This window comes from Novosphingobium marinum, assembly GCF_013408095.1.
GTDB lineage: Bacteria > Pseudomonadota > Alphaproteobacteria > Sphingomonadales > Sphingomonadaceae > Novosphingobium > Novosphingobium marinum.
Genome location: NZ_JACBZF010000001.1, coordinates 165156 through 184497 on the forward strand (window position 1 = coordinate 165156; position 19342 = coordinate 184497).

The 19342-nt window shown below is 65.1% G+C and carries 17 protein-coding genes; 11 read left to right on the forward strand and 6 right to left on the reverse strand.

Going from position 1 to position 19342, the window contains the following annotated elements; genetic code table 11:
• Nucleotides 1–102 precede the first annotated feature (102 nt).
• From FHS75_RS00840 to FHS75_RS00855, 4 genes are all read left to right on the forward strand, one after another.
• Nucleotides 103–858 carry an alpha/beta fold hydrolase gene (locus tag FHS75_RS00840; protein ID WP_179405831.1) on the forward strand — a complete coding sequence of 252 codons (756 nt, stop codon included), beginning with the start codon at nt 103–105 and terminating at the stop codon, nt 856–858.
• 64 nt (nt 859–922) lie between these two features.
• Nucleotides 923–2770, forward strand: a complete 1848-nt coding sequence (locus tag FHS75_RS00845; protein WP_179405832.1) for a M2 family metallopeptidase — start codon at nt 923–925, stop codon at nt 2768–2770.
• Entirely contained in the window at nt 2767–3768 is a 1002-nt protein-coding gene (locus FHS75_RS00850) for a YncE family protein (RefSeq protein ID WP_229735451.1), read from the forward strand. The genes FHS75_RS00845 and FHS75_RS00850 overlap by 4 nt, the downstream gene beginning before the upstream one ends.
• Nucleotides 3769–3853: 85 nt before the next feature.
• The gene (locus tag FHS75_RS00855; protein ID WP_179405833.1) at nt 3854–5140 is read left to right on the forward strand and encodes an MgtC/SapB family protein; all 1287 of its coding nucleotides are present in this window, start codon (nt 3854–3856) and stop codon (nt 5138–5140) included.
• 4 nt (nt 5141–5144) lie between these two features.
• On the opposite strand, the gene FHS75_RS00860 is transcribed toward FHS75_RS00855, so the two are convergent.
• From FHS75_RS00860 to rpsF, 4 genes are all read right to left on the reverse strand, one after another.
• Entirely contained in the window at nt 5145–6572 is a 1428-nt protein-coding gene (locus FHS75_RS00860) for an AMP nucleosidase (RefSeq protein ID WP_179405834.1), read from the reverse strand.
• A 140-nt stretch (nt 6573–6712) separates the two neighbouring features.
• Nucleotides 6713–7348 carry a 50S ribosomal protein L9 gene (rplI, locus tag FHS75_RS00865; RefSeq protein WP_179405835.1) on the reverse strand — a complete coding sequence of 212 codons (636 nt, stop codon included), beginning with the start codon at nt 7346–7348 and terminating at the stop codon, nt 6713–6715.
• 13 nt (nt 7349–7361) lie between these two features.
• Nucleotides 7362–7586: a 30S ribosomal protein S18 gene (gene rpsR / locus FHS75_RS00870; protein WP_179405836.1), complete on the reverse strand. Its 225-nt coding sequence runs from the start codon at nt 7584–7586 to the stop codon at nt 7362–7364.
• A 3-nt stretch (nt 7587–7589) separates the two neighbouring features.
• Nucleotides 7590–7949, reverse strand: coding sequence for a 30S ribosomal protein S6 (gene rpsF, locus FHS75_RS00875; protein ID WP_179405837.1), 360 nt, complete (start codon nt 7947–7949; stop codon nt 7590–7592).
• Nucleotides 7950–8228: 279 nt separating this feature from the next.
• Between rpsF and FHS75_RS00880 the strand changes: the two genes are divergently transcribed.
• Nucleotides 8229–9194, forward strand: coding sequence for a DUF808 domain-containing protein (locus FHS75_RS00880; RefSeq protein ID WP_179405838.1), 966 nt, complete (start codon nt 8229–8231; stop codon nt 9192–9194).
• Between the two features lie 10 nt (nt 9195–9204).
• Here FHS75_RS00880 and FHS75_RS00885 read toward each other — a convergent pair whose 3' ends face one another.
• Nucleotides 9205–10620 carry a glutamate ligase domain-containing protein gene (locus FHS75_RS00885; protein ID WP_179405839.1) on the reverse strand — a complete coding sequence of 472 codons (1416 nt, stop codon included), beginning with the start codon at nt 10618–10620 and terminating at the stop codon, nt 9205–9207.
• A 56-nt stretch (nt 10621–10676) separates the two neighbouring features.
• On the opposite strand from FHS75_RS00885, the gene FHS75_RS00890 reads away from it, so the two are divergent.
• The 5 genes from FHS75_RS00890 to dnaN all read left to right on the forward strand — a co-directional run bounded on the left by FHS75_RS00890 (nt 10677) and on the right by dnaN (nt 15116).
• A complete protein-coding gene (locus FHS75_RS00890) occupies nt 10677–11498 on the forward strand; it encodes an LD-carboxypeptidase (protein ID WP_179405840.1) in 822 nt (273 codons plus the stop codon).
• Nucleotides 11499–11510: 12 nt separating this feature from the next.
• Entirely contained in the window at nt 11511–12038 is a 528-nt protein-coding gene (locus tag FHS75_RS00895) for a VOC family protein (RefSeq protein WP_179405841.1), read from the forward strand.
• A 73-nt stretch (nt 12039–12111) separates the two neighbouring features.
• Nucleotides 12112–13047 carry an ACP S-malonyltransferase gene (gene fabD / locus FHS75_RS00900; RefSeq protein WP_179405842.1) on the forward strand — a complete coding sequence of 312 codons (936 nt, stop codon included), beginning with the start codon at nt 12112–12114 and terminating at the stop codon, nt 13045–13047.
• A gap of 14 nt (nt 13048–13061) precedes the next feature.
• Nucleotides 13062–13829 carry a 3-oxoacyl-[acyl-carrier-protein] reductase gene (fabG, locus tag FHS75_RS00905; protein WP_179406518.1) on the forward strand — a complete coding sequence of 256 codons (768 nt, stop codon included), beginning with the start codon at nt 13062–13064 and terminating at the stop codon, nt 13827–13829.
• 168 nt (nt 13830–13997) lie between these two features.
• Nucleotides 13998–15116, forward strand: coding sequence for a DNA polymerase III subunit beta (gene dnaN, locus FHS75_RS00910; protein WP_179405843.1), 1119 nt, complete (start codon nt 13998–14000; stop codon nt 15114–15116).
• Nucleotides 15117–15135: 19 nt separating this feature from the next.
• Here the strand turns inward: dnaN and FHS75_RS00915 are convergent, their stop codons facing one another.
• The gene (locus FHS75_RS00915) at nt 15136–16446 is read right to left on the reverse strand and encodes an FAD-dependent oxidoreductase (RefSeq protein ID WP_179405844.1); all 1311 of its coding nucleotides are present in this window, start codon (nt 16444–16446) and stop codon (nt 15136–15138) included.
• Between the two features lie 267 nt (nt 16447–16713).
• Here FHS75_RS00915 and FHS75_RS00920 point away from each other — a divergent pair, with 267 nt between their 5' ends.
• The gene (locus tag FHS75_RS00920) at nt 16714–19299 is read left to right on the forward strand and encodes an EAL domain-containing protein (protein WP_179405845.1); all 2586 of its coding nucleotides are present in this window, start codon (nt 16714–16716) and stop codon (nt 19297–19299) included.
• The last annotated feature ends 43 nt before the right edge of the window (nt 19300–19342 follow it).

Genomic DNA, 19342 nt, shown 5'->3' on the forward strand with positions numbered 1-19342 from the left:
TTAAGCAGACTTATCATATCAAGCTCTACATTAGGTCAGGGTCGCCTTGGCATCCGGGACCGCCGCCCCTATCGACGCGGGGCTCAGACGGAAGGAACGCGCATGGCTGACATCGGGACCGACATGGTTGAAGGCTGGGGCGACGCGCGCCTGGCGGTCCACCGGACGGGGCAGGGCCGCCCGGTGCTGATGCTGCATGGACTGTTCTCGAGCGCGGAGGTCAACTGGATCAAGTTCGGCCATGCCGCGCGGATCGCCGATGCCGGGTTCGAGGCGATCATGCCGGACTTGCGCGCGCACGGCGCCAGCGACGCGCCGCACGATCCCGATGCCTATCCCGAGGACGTTCTGGTCCGCGATGTCGAAACCCTCGTCGAAGCGCTCGGGCTGACCGACTACGACCTCGTTGGTTTCTCGCTTGGAGCCCGCACCGCGGTGAGGTCCGTGCTGGCCGGACTGAAACCGCGCAAGCTCGTCCTGGGCGGCATGGGGCTCGAGGGTCTTGCCGGATGGGCGCGGCGCAGCGCCTTCTTCGTCGATGCCATCGATCGTTTCGACGAGATCAGGCGCGGCGATCCGGCCTATTTCGCGCGCTCCTTCATGAAAACGATGAACGTCGATCGCATCGCTGCGCGCCAACTCCTGCAATCGGTGGACGACACGCCGCCCGATGCACTGGACGCGGTGACCATGCCGACTCTCGTCGTGTGCGGCGCGGAAGATCGCGACAACGGGTCGCCCACCGCGCTCGCGGACGCTCTGCCGCACGGCAGTTATACGGAAGTTCCCGGAACGCACATGTCTTCGGTAACGGAGCGCAAGTTCGGAGAGGCCATCGCGCAATTTCTCTCTGGTTGATTCGGGCACTCTCGCAGTGCAAAAATACGCGGTATCGACAATTAAAATACCCGAGGACGCACCCATGAAATTTGCATCGACCGCACTTGCCGCGCTTGCGATCGGCCTTGCGGTTCCTGCCGCCGCGCAGGCGCCTGCCGATGAGGCGACCGCCAGCGAACCGGCATATCCGCTAACTCCGGCAGGCGCGGCGCAGTTCGTCGCGGCAGCCGAAAAGGACCTGTTCGACTATTCGGTCGAAGCGAGCCGCGTGAACTGGGTGAACTTCACCTACATCACCGAGGACACGGACAGGCTTGCCGCGCAGATCAATGCGGTCGGCACCGAGAAGAGCGTCAAGTACGCGGTGCAGGCCGCCCGCTACGCCGCGATCCCCGGCCTGTCGCCCGACGTCAAGCGCAAGCTGGACATCCTGCGCAACGGGATCGTGCTGCCCGCTCCGACTACGGCGGGCGCGGCGACCGAGCTCAACGAGATCGCGACCAAGCTTTCCTCCGATTACGGCAAGGGCAAGGGCACGCTCAACGGTGAGCCGATTTCCGGTTCCGACATCGAGGCGGAGATGGGCAACATCGAACGCACGCCCGCCGAACTTTCGGAAATGTGGGCGAGCTGGCACGACAACGTCGGCGCGCCGATGAAGGGCGACTATGCCCGCATGGTCGAAATCGTCAACGAAGGCGCGCGCGAGCTAGGCTTCGACAACGTGGGCGCGATGTGGCGATCGGGCTACGACATGACGCCCGAGGAATTCTCCGCCGAAACCGAACGGCTGTGGCAGGAAGTGAAGCCGCTTTATATGTCGCTGCACACCTACGTGCGCGGCAAGCTGAACGAGAAGTACGGAGACGAGGTGCAGCCCGCCAACGGGCCGATCCGTGCCGACCTGCTGGGCAACATGTGGGCGCAGGAATGGGGCAACATCTACCCGCTCGTAGCGCCGGAAGGTGCCGGCGACCTCGGCTACGATCTTACAGACCTGATCGCGCAGAAGGGTCATGGCCCGCTCGACATGGTGAAAGTGGGCGAGGATTTCTTCTCCTCGCTCGGCTTCGAGCCGCTGCCCGAGACCTTCTACCAGCGCAGCCTCTTCACCAAGCCTGCCGATCGCGAAGTCGTCTGCCATGCCAGCGCATGGAACATCGACAACGTCGACGACATCCGCATCAAGATGTGCATCAAGCCCAATGCCGATGACTTCATCACGATCCATCACGAGCTTGGGCACAACTATTACCAGCGCGCCTACAACGACAAGTCGTACCTCTACCTGAATGGCGCGAACGACGGTTTCCACGAGGCGATAGGCGACATGATCGCGCTGTCGATCACGCCCGAATACCTCGTGCAGATCGACATGCTCGATCGCTCGCAGGTACCCAGCGCCGACAAGGACATCGGCCTGCTGCTGCGGCAGGCGATGGACAAGGTTGCCTTCCTGCCCTTCGGCCTGCTGATCGACCGCTGGCGCTGGGGCGTCATGGACGGCTCGATCGGCACGTCGGACTACAACAAGGCGTGGACCGACATGCGCACCGAATACCAGGGTATCGTGCCGCCGGTCGAGCGGCCCGAGAACGCCTTCGATCCGGGCGCGAAGTACCACATCCCGGGCAACACGCCGTACACGCGCTACTTCCTCGCCCGCATCCTCCAGTTCCAGTTCTACAAGGCTGCGTGCGATCAGGCCGGGTGGAAAGGCCCGCTTCACCGCTGTTCGTTCTATGGCAACGAGACGGTCGGCAAGAACCTGAACGCGATGCTCGAGATGGGCGCTTCGAAGCCGTGGCCCGATGCTCTGGAAGCGTTCACCGGCACCCGCCGGATGAGCGCGAAGCCGATGCTCGAATACTTCGCGCCGCTCAAGAAGTGGCTCGACAGGCAGAACCGCGGCAAGACGGCGGGCTGGTGACAAGGGGCGCCGCGCTTGCAGTCGCGGCGCTAATCGCCGCATGCGCCCCGGTCTCGGGAGAGGCCGGGGTCGCGGGCACCGACGGCCCGGCGCTGTTCGTTGCCAACAAGCGTGGCGACAGCCTGTCCAGGATCGACCTGTCGAGCGGAACGGAAGTGCGGCGCGTCGAAAGCTGCGCCAATCCCCACGAGCTGGCATCCTCTCCCGACGGCAGGCATGTCGCGCTCGCATGCTATGGCGGCACCTCGCTCGACATCTTCGCGACCGACAGCCTCGAACGGATCGGGCGAATCGAACTCGGAAGCGGCGCAAGGCCGCACGGGATCGTGTGGCATGACAGCGGCACGCTCTACGCCACCGCCGAGGGCCGCAACTCGATCTTCGTCGTCGCCGATCCACTCGGCAAGGCGGGGCTTTCGGAAATCTCCACCGGACAGCGTGGAAGCCACATGCTCGCCGTCGCGCCGGACGAGAGCCGGGCCTGGACGATGGACATGGGCGACGGCACCGTGACGCTGATCGACCTCGCGGCGAGGCGGAAAATCAAGTCCGTCGCGGTCGGCGAGGAACCGGAGGGCATCGCGCTATCGCCGGACGGGCGGGCGCTCTGGGTTTCGGCGCGCGGTTCCGACAAGGCGATCGAACTCGACCCGCGCACTCTCGAGGTGCGGCGCGAGACGTCCACGGGCGCCTTCCCGCTGCGGCTTGCGATCAGGCCGCAGGGCGATTTCGGTGTCACCTCGAACCTCGAGGACGGCAGCCTGAGTGTCATCGACCTTGCTGCCGGAAAGGTCGTGAGGACGATCGCCGTCTCCGGTCGCGCCGGGGCGGAGAGTGCCCAGCAGGTGACCATCCTCTTCTCGGACGGCGGTGAACGGATCTATGTCGCAGAAACCGGAACGGACACTGTCGCGGAAGTTGATTTCGCCACCGGCAACGTCCTGCGCCGGCTGAATGCGGGCAAGGGCGGAGACGGGCTCGCGATCCTCGATCGCTGACCAGTCCCCATTCGTGGCAAGGCAGCTTCAAAACCTGCGCAAGGACGCTTAAGAAGCGTCGGGACGCAGGGGTGGCGGCGCGGCAATGACTTACACCGATGCACTGGCTTCGCAGGGGCATGTCGCGCTCGACCTGCTCGCTGCCCTGGGTGCCGGACTGCTTGCGGGCATCGAGCGCGGATGGCAGCTGCGTGAAGAGGCGGACGGCGCACGCGTCGCCGGAGTGCGTACCTTTGCGCTACTGGGAGGCCTCGGCGGACTTGTCGCCATAGCGGCCCGGCTCGTTTCCCCGGCAATCTCGGCGATCCTTTTCAGCTCGATCGTCGTTCTTCTGGTCGTTGTCTTCCTGCGCTCGGCGCGGCAGCGAAATTCAAACGATGCGACGACGATGGTCGCCGCTTTCGTGACCCTGGGTCTTGGCCTTCTGGCCGGCGCGGGATACCCGGCGATCGCCTTGGCGGGGGCAGCAGTGACCGCGCTGGTCCTTGCCTCGCGCACGCAGGCGCACGGCCTGCTCCGTTCGATGAGCCAGGACGAGGTGAGGGCGATTGCACGCTATGCCGTGATAGCCGGTGCCGTGCTGCCGTTTCTTCCCGACGCATCCTATGGCCCCTACGAAGCGTGGAATCCCTTCAAATTGTGGCTGGTCGTCGTGCTCGTCACCGGCTTCTCGGTGCTCGGCTACATTGCCAATCGGGTCGTCGGGCAGGAGAGGGGCACCATCGCGACTGCCCTGATCGGCGGCGCCTATTCTTCGACGGCGGTAACGGCAGCCTTCTCGACGCGCCTCAAGAACGGCGATCCCGGACCTTTCGCCACCGGCATCGCGCTTGCGAGCGCGGTGATGTACCTCCGGGTGGCACTGCTCGCGCTGGTCCTCGCTCCCCGAATAGCGCCATCGATAGCGCTGCTTTTGGGTCCGGCGGCGATCGCGGCCTTCGTCGCGGCCGGCCTTGCATGGCGGCGCGAGGCAGATACCCCGAGCGAGCGGACGGAACTGAAATCCCGGCCATTCGAACTTCTGCCGGCACTTGGATTCCTGCTGGCCGTCGCGGCGGCGTCGCTGCTCGTCAGGTGGGCGCAGGTCGAGTTCGGGCAAGCGGGCGGCGCGATCTCGCTTTTCATCGCGGGCAGCTTCGATGTCGACGCGGCGATGGTTGCCTACTCGACGCTACCGGCGGATTCGGTCCCGCTCGCGGTTGCCGCGCTGGCACTGTCCGGCACCGTTGCGGTCAACATGGCCTTCAAGGCGGGGATCGTGTTTGCCTATGCCGGTGCGTTCAGGGGCCGCACGGCCCTTGTCGCCCTGCTCGCCAGCCTGGCAGTGCTGTGCGCTGCGCTTGTCTACCGGGCAGTCGTCCTGTTCGGCTGAAGCCCTACCTGAACGGAGGTTCGTTGAAGGCGCGAAGCTTGCGGCTGTGCAGCCTGTCGCCTTCCTCGCGTAGCAGGTCGACCGCAGTCACGCCGATGGAAAGGTGCGCGGCGATGGCCTCCTCGTAGAACCGGTTCGCCTGTCCCGGCAGCTTGAGTTCGCCGTGGAGCGGCTTGTCGGACACGCACAGCAGCGTGCCGTAGGGTACCCGGAAGCGATAGCCTTGCGCAGCGATCGTCGCGCTTTCCATGTCGATGCCGATGGCGCGGGACTGGCTGAAGCGCCGGGCCGACTGCGTGAAGCGCAGTTCCCAGTTGCGGTCGTCGGTCGTCACCACGGTCCCGGTGCGCATGCGCCGCTTGAGGTTGGGTCCTGCGGTGCCGCTCACCGTCTCGGCCGCGGTGGCGAGCGCCTGTTGCACTTCGGCGATGGCCGGCAGCGGGATTTCGGGCGGCAGAACCCTGTCGAGCACGTGGTCGTCGCGAAGGTAGGCATGCGCCAGCACGTAGTCGCCGATCCGCTGCGTGTCGCGCAGGCCGCCGCAATGCCCGATCATGAGCCATGCCTCGGGCCGCAGCACCGCGAGGTGGTCGCAGATCGTCTTCGCATTCGAGGGACCGACGCCGATATTGACCAGCGTGATGCCCATCCGGTCGGGCGCGATCAGGTGATAGGCGGGCATCTGGTGCCGGCGCCATGCCGTATCGTTGAGGTGAACGTTCTCTCCGTCGGCGGGGTTCTCCAGGTAAAGCCCACCCGCTCCCGCAAGCGCCGAGGCGCCGTTGCCGAGCTGCCCGGCCGCCCAGCCGACGAACTCGTCGACGTAGCGGTGGTAGTTCGTGAACAGGATGTAGCGCTGGAAATGCTCCGGCCGGGTGCCGGTGTAGTGCGCGAGGCGTGCGAGGCTGAAATCGGTGCGCAATGCGTCGAAAAGCGACAGCGGGATCGGATCGTCCGGATTGTCGAGCTCGATCCCGTCGGCAAGCTCGTCGCCGATCTTCGCAAGCTCGGTCGTCGGGAAATGACGCGCCAGCTCCTGCGGACGCACGCCCCCGACATCCGCGCCGTCGAGCACGTAAGGGAACGGGATTTCCTGATCCGAGCGAACGACTTCGGCAGTTATCCGGTAATCCGCGGACAGCAGCGCCAGCTGCTCCTCGAGGTAGTCGGCGAACAGTACGGGCCGGGTGATCGTCGTGCTGTAGGTACCCGCATGTCCCAGGCGCCCGAAGGCCCGGGAGTGCTCGGGGTTGGTCTCGTCGCCATCGTAGTGGATGCGCAGTTCGGGATAGCACCACGCGCGATCCGCGGTGCGGTGCGAGGGCGGAAGCGTGCCCTCGGCGACATAGGCTTCGATGTCGGACCTGAGCGTGGAAACCGCGTCGTCGTAGACGCTCTTCAGTTCGAGGACGATGGCCTTGGGAGAGTGCATGTCCCGCCCCTAGTCCAGCACCATGACAAGCGGAAGGACGTTGTGATCCTCGATCCAGGCAGCAACGCGATGCGTTGCAAAGGAAAAGCCCCGGACCAGCAGGCCGGGGCTTTTCCGAATTCGATGAGGAAGAGCGAGGCTCAGGCCTGTTCCTCGTCGTCCGAAGTGGCTTCCTCGCCGTCCTCGGCAGGGGCATCTTCGCTTTCCTGCGTCGCGATCTCGCCAGGCTCGGCGTTCGGGTCGAACTCCTCGACGAAGCCGGTCGGAGCGGCTTCTTCCTCGAACATCGCGGCCATCACGTCGACGCCCTGCGCCTGCAGGTCGGCTTCGTCGGGCGAGCGGGCCACGTTGACCTGCACGGTGACCGAAACCTCGGGGTGCAGGTTGACGCGCACGTCGTACATGCCGATCGACTTGATCGGGCGTTCGAGCACGATCATCTGCTTGGTGACGTCGGCGTTCTTCTCGTTGAGCGCCTCGACGATGTCGCGAACCGCGACCGAACCGTAGAGCTGGCCAGAGTTCGAAGACGCACGGATCAGGACGACCTGCGTGCCGTCGACGTTCTTGGCATGCTTCTCGGCCTCGCCGCGGCGGGCTGCGTTCTCTTCTTCGATACGCGCGCGATTGGCTTCGAAGACCTTCCTGTTCGCCTCGTTGGCGCGCAGGGCCTTCTTGTTCGGAAGCAAATAGTTGCGGGCGTAGCCGTCCTTGACGGAGACGACATCGCCGATACCGCCGAGCTTCTCGACGCGTTCCAGGAGGATGATGTCCATGGTCGTTTCCTCCTTACTTCACGATGTAGGGCAGCAGGCCCAGGTGGCGGGCGCGCTTGATCGCCTGCGAGAGCTCACGCTGCTTCTTGGCGGAAACGGCAGTGATGCGGCTCGGCACGATCTTGCCACGCTCGGACATGAAGCCCTGCAGCAGGCGCACGTCCTTGTAATCGATCTTCGGCGCGTTCTTGCCCGAGAAGGGGCAGGACTTGCGGCGGCGGAAAAAGGCGCGGGCCATGGATCAGTTCTCCCGGTCGCGGCGACGGCGGTTGTCGCGGTCGCTCTTGCGCATCATCACCGACGGGCCATTCTCGTGCTCGTCGACGCGGATCGTGAGCCAGCGGATCACGTCTTCGTTGATCGCGGTCTGGCGCTCGAGTTCCTCGACGACGTCGCCGGGGGCCTCGATGTTGAGCATCACGAAATGCGCCTTGCGGTTGCGCTTGATCTTGTATGCGAGATTCTTGAGGCCCCAGGTCTCGGTCTTGACGACCTTGCCGTTGTTCGACTCGACGATCTCGGTTGCGGTGGTGGCCAGCGCATCGACCTGCGACTGGCTGAGGTCCTGGCGAGCCAGGAACACGTGCTCGTAAAGCGGCACGGCGGTTTCCTTTCATTCTATGCCGATCGCTGGCTTGTCCCGCGCGGATCGCAGGGGCCCCTCCGGCCTTCTTGGCAAACTTCCCGGGTCCGGTTCGGTGGCTCGGACCCGGGAAGCAGCGGCCCTTAGCGCATTCGCGAACGAATGCAAGGGCCTTGGCGAAGAGCTTGCCAACTGCCTGACAGGATTGCACTGTCCGACCTGGGATCGTCGAGCAGGCGACTCCACTGTCGCGACGATACACCAAACGCCACGTCATTTCAGCAAGGATTAACCGTCATGCCCTCCGGTCTCGTCGCCCTCCTAGACGACGTCTCCGTCATCGCGCGCATGGCGGCGACGTCCATCGACGATATCGGTGCAGGCGTGGCCAAGGCAGGCAGCAAGGCAGCCGGCGTCGTGATCGACGATGCAGCGGTAACGCCTTCTTACGTAACGAATTTCGAGCCCAATCGCGAATTGCCGATCATCTGGCAGATCACCAAGGGATCGCTGCGCAACAAGCTGCTGGTCCTGCTGCCTATCGCACTCATCCTCAGCGAATTCCTGCCCGGTGCGATCGTGCCGCTGCTCATGCTGGGCGGGGGCTACCTCTGCTTCGAAGGGGCGGAAAAGGTCATCGAGAAATTCGGCGGGGCCAAACACGGCGAGACGCTTGAAGATCCTATCGAGGACGTCGCCGAGTTCGAGAAGCAGCGCGTGGCGGGGGCCATCCGCACCGACTTCATCCTGTCGGCCGAGATCATGGCGATTGCCCTCAATGAAGTCACCGCAATGGCGGACGGGACCCCGACCACGCTGCTGATGCGCGGGGTGATTCTGGCGGTGGTGGCGGTGGCAATCACCGTTGTGGTCTACGGTGCGGTCGCCCTGATCGTGAAGATGGACGACATCGGGCTTCATCTGGCGAAGCGAGCCAGCGAAACGGCGCAAAAGGTGGGCCGGTTCCTGCTGCGGGCAATGCCGAAGCTGCTCGCGCTGCTCTCGACAGTGGGGACGCTCGCCATGCTGTGGGTCGGTGGCGGCATCATCCTGCACGGCACGCACGAGTTGGGCTTCGACCTGTTCTACGACATTGCGCACGGGATCGAGCATGCGGTGCACGATGCGACGGGCGCGCTCGGCGGCGTGCTGGGCTGGCTCAGCCTTGCAGTGGTGTCGGCGGTGTTCGGCCTGATACTTGGGGCGGCGATTGCCTGGGCAGTGCACACGGTCCAGTCGCTGCGCGGCAAGGGCGCGCACTGAGCGCGAGGCGCTAGGGCAGGCTGTCGAGTATATCCGCCGCAAATTTCGAAAGCGTATCGTCGCGCGCACCCATCACCACGATGCGGTCGCCGGAGCGGGACTGTTGGACGATGCGGTCGGCACAGTCGGATCGTTCGGGGATATGCTCGGCTTTGCCGCCCGCGTCGCCGATCATCGCGACGATCCGCTCGCTTCCCATGCTGCGATCGACGGTGCCGCCGTAGTACACCGGGTCGCACAGGATCGTGATGTCTTCGCCGTCGAGCTCGCGGGCGAAAGTACTGGCCAGCTCGACGCCCATCTTGCGCAGCGGGCCGTACCCGTGGGGCTGGAAGAACGCGATGACGCGACCCGGATGTGCCTTGAGCGTACGCAGGGTCGCCGCGCATTTCTCCGGATTGTGCCCGAAATCGTCGATCACCGTGATCCCGGACGGGCTGGTGCCGACGACGTCGAAACGGCGCGCCAGCCCCTCGAAGCTGGCGAGCGCTTCGACGGCCTGTCTGAAGTCCACGCCGGCGGCCGTCGCGGCAGCGATCGCGGCAAGCGCGTTCGACAGGTTGTGGCGTCCCGGCATGCGCAGTAGCAGGTCCGCCTGGGTATCCGCTCGCCGGTCGACGACAGTGGCCGACTGGCGCATGCCCTCGTCGCGGATCGAGCCGTCCTTCACCACGATCGTGGCGCAACCGTTGTCGATGCCGAACGTCGTCACGTTGCGGGCATGGCTCGCCAGCCGGAAAGCCTCCCTGTCGTCGGCGTTGATCGCTGCCGCGTCGGCGGCGGCGAGGAAATTCGCGAACAGCGGCCGCAATTCTTCCATCGGCTTGTGATCGAGACTGACGTTGAGGAGTACGGCCACGCTCGGCCTGTAGAGCGCGATCGAGCCGTCGCTTTCGTCGACTTCGGAAACGAACAGGTCGCCGTCGCCGATCCTCGCACTGGCGAACGGGGCGTCGGGCGAGGCGAAGTTCTTCATCACCGCGCCGTTCATGATAGTCGGCCGGCGCCCGGCCTCCTCCATGATCCAGCCGGTCATTCCCGTAACGGTGGACTTGCCGCTCGTCCCGCCGATGGCGATGCCCTGCGCGGACGCGTTGAAGAGCGTTGCGAGGAGTTCGGCGCGGCTCATCCGGGCGCAGCCAAGCTCCCTGGCGCGCACGACTTCGGGCACGGTGTCCTCGACCGCGGCGGAAGCGACGAGCACCTGCTCGCTGCGGGTGATGCCGCTGCCGTCCTGCGGATGGAGGGTGAAACCCTGCGCTTCGAGCCAGGCGAACTTCTCCGGCATCCGGCCCTGGTCGCGGCTGCGATCGGAGCCGGCGACCCGTGCGCCAAGGCCCTTGAGGATCATCGCGAGGGGCAGCATGCCGGACCCGCCGATGCCGCAGAAGAACCAGGGGCGGGTCGTGATTTCGTCCGGAGTCATGGCGCTGCCGTATTCGCCCCCTCGCAACAACACAACAAGGCGGTTAGAGGAGGGGCATGACCCGCGTCGCCATCTGCGCCCCGTCGAGACCGATCGACGCCGAAGATATCGAGCAGGTGCTGGAACTGGCGAGCCGCCACGCGCCCGGCTTCGAACTGCATTTCCACCCGCAGGTCCGTGCCGAGCATGGCCACTTCGCCGGCGAAGACGAGGTGCGCCTTGCCGCCCTGCTCGAATGCGCCAACGATCCCTCCTTCGACGCGGTCTGGTTCGCGCGCGGCGGCTATGGCGCCTGCCGCATCGCCGATGCCGCGCTGGCGGGGATGGGGCCGGGGGCGGACGGCAAGACCTGGCTCGGCTATTCCGACGCCGGCTATCTGCTCGGCGGGCTTTATCGTGAGCGCATCGGGAGGCCCGTGCACGGCCCGATGCCCGTCGATATCCGGCGCGAGGGTGGCGAGGATGCCATCTTGCGCGCGCTTTCCTTTCTGAAAGGCGACGAAAGCGGACTGGAACCCGGCCTCGACGACAGGCCGACCGTCGCGTTCAACCTGATCACGCTGGCGATGCTGTGCGGTACCTCGCTGATGCCCGGCCTTGCGGGTCACGTCGTGATCGTGGAGGAAGTGGCGGAGCATTTCTACGCGATCGACCGGCTGTTTTTTCACGTGACCGCGCATCTCGGTGGGATCGCCGGGCTGCGGCTCGGACGGATCAGCGACGTGCCGGAGAACGACAGGCCGTTCGGTGCCGATGCCGGGGAAATCGCGCGCTACTGGTGCGCGCGCCATGCGATACCCTTTCTCGGCAGCGCCGAAATCGGCCACGATGCCGACAACAGGATCGTTCCGTTCGGAAGCCGGGGCGACAGTACATAGGAGACTTCGAGGATGCCCGACTTGCCCGTTCGCCAGATCGCCTATTTCGTACCCGACGTCCGCGCTGCGGCGGAGCGGCATTCGGCCCTCTTCGGGTCGGGGCCGTATTTCGTTGCCGAGAACATCCCGCTGGTGAAGGCGGTTCATCGCGGCACACCGCGCGAACTCGACCACACGAGCGCCTACGGCCAGTGGGGCGAAGTGATGATCGAATTCGTCCAGCAGAACAATCCCGGCCCCTCGGCCTTTCACGATGTCTATCCCGAAGGATCGGGGAGGACCGGCATCCACCACGTCGCGCTGTTCGTCGATTCGGTCGCCGAGGATTCCGCCCGGTTCGAGAAGGAGGGCTTCGAACTCGCGCTCGACGCCGAAATGCCAGACGGGTTCCGCTACACCTTCGTCGATACCGTCGCCGCCTACGGACACATGCTCGAGCTGTACGAGCCGGCGGATTCGCTTACCGGGTTCTATGGCTACGTGAAGAAGAAGGCCGGCGATTTCTCGAAGGGCGTGACTGTCGACATTTCGCTCGGCTAGGCTTGTGCCCCGGTGGCGCTGCCAATAAGCGCTGCCGCTTCAAGCCGTTTCGACGGGCAGCGAGAGGACAGTCATGCGCGCATTCGTATTTCCGGGGCAGGGCAGCCAGAAGGTCGGCATGGGCGCCGAGCTGGCGGCCGCGAGCGCGACGGCGCGCGAAGTGTTCGAGGAAGTGGACGAGGCGCTGGGCCAGAACCTCTCGCGGATCATGCGCGAGGGGCCCGAGGACGAGCTGATGCTCACCGAGAACGCCCAGCCTGCGATCATGGCAAATGCCATTGCCGTGTTGCGCATTCTCGAGCGTGACGCAGGGATACCGATCGCCGACAAGGCCGACTACGTCGCCGGCCACAGCCTTGGCGAATATACCGCGCTGTGCGCCGTCGGCGCGTTCGGCCTTTCCGACACGGCGCGCCTTCTGAAGCTGCGCGGTCAGTCGATGCAGGCTGCTGTTCCCGTCGGCGTGGGTGCAATGGCGGCGCTGCTCGGCGCGGACCTCGAAAAGGCGCAGGCGCTCGCCGATGCCGCTGCGGAGGGCGAGGTGTGTACCGTCGCCAACGACAACGATCCTTCGCAGGTCGTCCTGTCGGGACACAAGGCCGCGATCGAGCGCGCGGTGGCGCTGGTGAAGGAACACGGCATCAAGCGCGGTGTGCTCCTGCCCGTGTCCGCGCCCTTCCACTGCCCGCTGATGCAGCCCGCCGCCGACGCGATGGCAGAAGCTCTCGACAAGACGCCGCCGGAGTTGCTGCGCCTCCCGGTTTTCGCCAACGTCACCGCATCACCGGTCAGCGATCCCGCCGAGGTGAAGCGCTTGCTGGTCGAGCAGGTCACTGGCCGCGTCCGCTGGCGCGAAAGCGCGATCGCGATGCAGGAAGCGGGGGTCGACACGGTCGTGGAACTGGGCGGCAAGGTCGTCGGACCGATGATCAAGCGCAGCGCCAGCGACGTGACCGTCCACAACGCGGCGACGATGGACGAGATCGAAGCGCTCGCGAAGGAGCTTTGAGAAAAATGGATACGATGTTCGACCTTCATGGAATGAAAGCCCTCGTTACCGGCGCATCGGGCGGGATCGGCTCGTCGATCGCGCGGGCGCTCGCCCGGCAGGGCGCAAGGCTGGCGGTGTCGGGCTCGAACTACGACAAGCTGCGCGTGTTCCGCGACGAACTCGACGAGCATACGCCGCAGCACCTGCAGGAAGAGGATCACATCGCGATCAGGTGCGATCTCTCCAATGCCGACGATGTCGAGAAGCTCGTGCCGGCCGCGGTCGATTCGCTGGGCGGGATCGATATTCTCGTCAACAACGCCGGGATCACTCGCGACAACGTGACGATGCGGATGAAGGACGAGGAATGGGATGCGGTGATGCGCATCAACCTCGAGGCCGCGTTCCGACTGATGCGCGCCTCGATGAAGCCGATGATGAAGGCACGCTTCGGCCGCATGATCACGATCACCAGCGTCGTCGGGGCGACCGGCAACCCCGGCCAGGCGAACTACGCGGCGGCCAAGGGCGGCCTCGTCGCCATGTCGAAGAGCATGGCGCAGGAACTGGCGAGCCGGAACGTGACGGTGAACTGCGTGGCGCCGGGGTTCATCCGCACCGCGATGACCGACGACCTGCCCGACGCCCAGAAGGAGGCGCTCAATTCGCGCATTCCGATGGGCCGCATGGGCGCAGGCGACGACGTGGCGGCAGCCGTGGTGTTCCTGGCAAGCCGCGAGGCTGGCTACGTCACCGGGCAGACCATCCACGTCAACGGCGGGATGGCCATGATCTCCTGACCGGACCGCGCGGGTCGCGCCCTGCGAATCCGCCATTTATCCCCAGAATCACGCCTTTGCGCGCGGTTGCGGCTTGCCCGCCGTGGTCTCCGCGTTAAGGAAGGTGGTCCTGACTTGCGAGGGAGGAGGCGAATCTCCCGTGCCGCCGAAGGGGGACAATAGAGCGTCATGAAGGCCACCATCGAACGTGCAACGCTGCTGCGGTGCCTTTCCCACGTGCAGTCGGTCGTTGAGCGGCGCAATACCATCCCGATTCTGTCGAACGTCCTGATCGAGGCTGCCGAAGGCGGCGCGCTCAAGGTCATGGCCACCGACCTCGACCTGCAGGTGGTCGAGACGATGAGCGCGGTTTCGGTCGAGAGCCCGGGTGCGATCACGGTTTCTGCGCATCTCCTCTTCGACATCGCGCGCAAGCTGCCCGATGGTTCGCAGGTCAGCCTGGAAACCGCCGACAACCGGATGGCGGTAAAGGCCGGGCGCAGCCGATTCTCGCTGCCTACGCTGCCGCGCGACGACTTCCCGGTGATCGTCGAAGGCGAATTGCCGACGAGCTTCGAGGTGCCGGCTGCAACGCTGGCGCAGCTGATCGATCGCACGCGCTTCGCGATCTCGACCGAGGAGACGCGGTACTACCTGAACGGCATCTTCCTGCACGTTTCCGACGACGAACTTAAGGCGGCGGCGACCGATGGGCACAGGCTGGCGCGCTTCACGCTCGCCCGCCCGGAGGGCGCGGACGGCATGCCCGACGTGATCATCCCGCGCAAAGGCGTGGCCGAGCTTCGCAAGCTGCTCGAGGAATCGCTCGACACCCATGTCGAGATCGACCTTTCGGCATCCAAGATACGCTTCACGCTTGGCGGAGAGAACGGCGTCGTCCTGACCAGCAAGCTGATCGACGGCACGTTTCCCGATTACACGCGTGTCATCCCGACGGGGAACGACAAGCTGCTCAAGGTCGATCCGCGGTCCTTCTTCGAAGGCGTCGACCGCGTCGCGACGATCGCCACCGAAAAGACCCGTGCGGTCAAGATGGCCCTGGAAACCGACAAGGTCGTGCTGTCGGTAACGTCTCCGGACAACGGCACTGCCGCCGAGGAAGTGCCCGCGGCCTATCAGTCCGACGGCTTCGAAATCGGCTTCAATGCCAACTACCTCAAGGACATCCTTGCCCAGGTGGAAGGCGATTCGGTGGAGATGCACCTCGCCGACGCAGGCGCGCCGACGCTCATCCGCCAGGACGAAAAGAGTCCCGCGCTCTACGTGCTGATGCCGATGCGCGTCTGATCGGACGGGCGAAGGGGCCTCAGCCCTTCTTCGCCGCCGCGATCATGTGATCGACATGGACGAACTTCTCACGCGGGGAATCCTCGCGCGCGCGGCCCGTTTCGGCTTCCTCGATCCTCTTCCAGTCATGGAATTCGACGACTGAAAGGTCGCGCTCGCTTGCCAGGGCGTCGAACCCGTCGGCCCCGCGCTTGCCGCCGCCTTCGCCGATGTCGCCGGCGATCATCTCGATTACCGAGAACCCGTCGGGCCGGTTGGTGCCGATCGTACCCGATGGGCCGCGCCGCGCCCACCCGACGCAGTAGAGCCCGCCGCCGATGCGGCCTTCCTCGTTGGCGAAGCGTCCGCCGGCTTCGTCGTAGGGCACCCCCTCGATGGGCGAGGTCTGGTATCCGATACACGCGACGAGCAGGCCCGCCGGGATCGTGTAGGTCTCGCCGGTGCCGACCGCGCGCCCGTTCTCCAGCCTCGTGCGCTCGACGACCACGCCCGATATGCGGTCGTCGCCCTCGATCGCCCGGGGCGATGCGAAGAAGTCGAATTCGATCCTGAGCGGCTTTCCGGCGCGTTCATCGTCCGGCAGCCCGGCGTAGGTGCGAAGGTGGTTCACCGACTTTCGCTGTCCGGGATCGAGGGCGTCGTCCTCCGCTTCGGGCGGCAGGTCGGCGGCCTCCACCACGGGAGTGGCGCGGTCGAGTTTGCCGAGTTCACCCAGTTCCTTGGGTGTCATGGCGATCTGGTGGGGGCCGCGCCGGCCGAGGATCACGATGCGCTCCAGCTTCGAGGTGTCGAGCACCTCAAGTGCATGCGTCACGATGTCGGACCCGGCGAACTCCTCGCGGGTCTTGGCAAGGATACGCGCCACGTCGAGCGCGACGTTGCCGTTGCCGACGATCACCGCGGTGTCGTGCGAGAGGTCCGGATCGAGCGTCGCGAAATTCGGGTGGCCGTTGTACCAGCCGACGAACGCCGCGCTGCCGTACACGTTTGCAAGGTCCTCACCCTCGAGGCCCAGCTTGCGGTCGTGCGGCGCGCCGGTGGCAAGGACGACCGCGTCGTAAAGGCCGGTCAGTTCGGCGACGGAGACATGTTCGCCGACCAGCACGTTGCCGAGGAACCGCACGTTGTCGGAAAGCGCGGTCGCCTCGTAACGGCGCGACACGTTCTTGATCGACTGGTGATCGGGCGCCACGCCGGTGCGGATCAGGCCATAGGGGACGGGCAGGCAATCGAAGATATCGACATGAACGTCCTCACCCCACTGCTTGAGCGCCGCCTCTGCGGTGTAGTAGCCGGCGGGACCCGAACCGATGATTGCGATTTGCCTCACGCGCTTCCTCTCTCGATTGCCATTGCGGACGCCGATCAAGCGTTCCGGAGCGTAGGGTTAAGCCTAGACGACGCGCGGCGGCAAGCAACCGGTTGGCATTGCACGTGGATCGATCTCGTTCGGGAGCCTCGTAAATCGGCATGCTTAACCGTTTCGCAAGCGCCGCTGTTGCATCTGGAGCGCATGACGCGCAGCGAAAACCGGGACGCGGGCACGGTGCCCGCACGCCGTGATGATCACGTGCGACCTCCGAATGCGTCCGCTGCAATGAGAAAAGCGCGGCCCGGCAAGGGCGGCGTCCAGGCGGAAAAGCACTACCTGCTCGACCCGCTCTGGTCATGGGTTGCGGTCGCAATGGCGGCCTTGCTGGTGCTGGCGGGGAGCATCTCGTGGAGCCTTCCCAGCATCCTTTCGCTCTGCATCGCGGCACTGGCGATCGGCATCGTGTCGTCGGCAAGATGGTTCGTCGCACTCGAGAAGCGCTTCGACAGCGACTCGTGGGAACGCTTTCCCGTCCTTGCGGGAGCCGTGGGGCTCCCGATGGCGCTTTACGGGTTTGCGGTCGCGCGCTGGACGTACCGATTGCCATCGCTGGAATGGGACCTGTCGGTAGCCATCCTCGTCCTGGTCGGACTTTGCGTAACCGCGGCACTGAACGGCAGGCTTCCCTCGATCCTGTCCGCCCAGTTGTCGCTGTGGCTGGGAGCATCGTTCTTCGGCGGGAACATCGTTACCTCGCTGCTGCTCCTGTCTGGCTTTGCTGCCACCATGTGGTTCTCCGTCATCCAGACCCGCAATGCGATCGCCGATGCTGCGCGGCAGTCCGAACTCTTGCATGCCCAGCGCCGCGCCGAGGAACTGCTTCGCGAGTACGAGACCACGGGGCAGGGCTGGTTCTGGGAGACAGACCGCCGGGGCTCGATAACCTATGTGTCCCCGACCGTATGCCGCACCCTCGGCCGCAAGGCGTCGTCGCTGCTGGGTCGGCCGCTGACCGACCTGTTCATCCTCGAGGCCAATGAGAACGAGAGCGAACGGACCCTGACGTTCCACTTGTCGACGCGTTCGTCGTTCCAGGACCTGGCCGTACGGGCTGCCACCGACACGGAAGAGCGCTGGTGGTCGATCACCGGACGCCCGGTGCACGACGAATACAAGAACTTTCTCGGCTTCCGCGGTTCGGGTTCGGACCTGACCGAAAAGCGGCGCTCGCAGGAACATGCATCGCGCCTTGCGCACTACGATTCGCTTACCGGCCTTGCGAACCGGTTCCAGATGTCCGAAATGCTCGCCAAGATCCTCAATGCACCAAGGCTGGAGCAGCGTTCCTGCGCGATATTCCTGCTCGACCTAGATCGCTTCAAGCAAGTCAACGATACGCTGGGTCACCCCGCAGGCGACGCTCTGCTCAAGCAGGTTTCCCAGCGCCTCCAGACCACGGTCGGCGAAGAGGGAAGGGTCGGCAGGCTCGGAGGTGACGAGTTCAAGGTCATCTTGCCGGGCAAGATCGCGCACGACCATCTGTCGCACATTGCCACGCGCATCATCGAGAGCCTTTCGCATCCCTATTCGATCGAGGGGCACCGGGTAAGCATCGGAGCGTCGCTCGGCATCGCTTTGTGCCCTGAAAACGGAACGACCTCCGAAGACCTCATCCGCAATGCCGACCTGGCGCTCTACGCAGCCAAGGACGGGGGAAGGGGGCGTCACCACTTCTATGCCGAGGACTTGCACAGCGAGGCGGAGGAACGACGCCAGCTCGAACAGGACCTTCAGGATGCGCTCGCAACCGGTGGCCTCGAATTGCACTACCAGCCGGTGGTCAAGACCAGGACCGAAGTGATTACCGGTTTCGAGGCGCTGCTCAGGTGGAACCACCCCCGCCTCGGACCGCTATCTCCGGCCAAGTTCGTCCCGATTGCGGAAGACGCGGGACTGATAACGCAGATCGGCGAATGGGCCTTACGGACTGCCTGCAGCGATCTTGCCCGCTGGCCCGAGAGTGTCCGGGTCGCGGTGAACGTATCGCCGCTGCAATTCGCCAATCCGGCCCTGCCGTCGGTAGTGACGAACGCGCTTGCCGCCTCGCAGGTGAACCCCGACCGGCTCGAACTTGAGATCACCGAAAGCGTCTTCCTCGACGACAACCATTCGACTGAGGCGATGTTCGCGGCGCTGAAGCGCGTCGGCGTCAGGCTCGCGCTCGACGATTTCGGCACCGGCTATTCGTCGCTCGGCTATCTCAAGAAGGCGCCATTCGACAAGATCAAGATCGATCAGGGCTTCGTGCGCGGGGCAACGATCAAGGGGAGCCGGAACGGGGCGATCATCGCATCCATAGTCAGCCTCGCCGAGTCTCTCGACATGGAGACCACTGCCGAAGGCGTGGAAACCTTCGACGAGCTGGAACTGGTTCGTGCGCTCGGTTGCAGCCATGTCCAGGGCTATATCTACGAGCGCCCGATGAGCGGCGAAAAGGCGACCGAGCGCCTTTCCGAAGGGCTCGTTGCCGAAGCTCGCGGTCCGAAGTCGGCGCGAGCACCGCGTCAGACGATGCTTCGCAAGGTCCTGCTCGAGCATCGCGGTCAGCGCTACAACGGCACGATCCGCAACATTTCCGAAAGCGGGGCAATGGTCGAGGGCCTGTGGAACGTGCCCGTCGGGACCGTTTTCAACGTTCATCTGTCCAAGGGATACCAGGCCGAGGCCGTGACGCGCTGGTGCAAGGACGACCGGCTCGGGCTCGAATTCAGGACTCCGCTGGAACTCGACACGACCGGTGCCGTCTCGTTCGCTTCCCGGACGCGGGTGGTGGGCAGGGAAGAGGCACCTGTCATGCGCAAGGCCGGCTGATCGCACCGAAAACCGAAATTCCGGCTAACCCTTAGTTAACCGT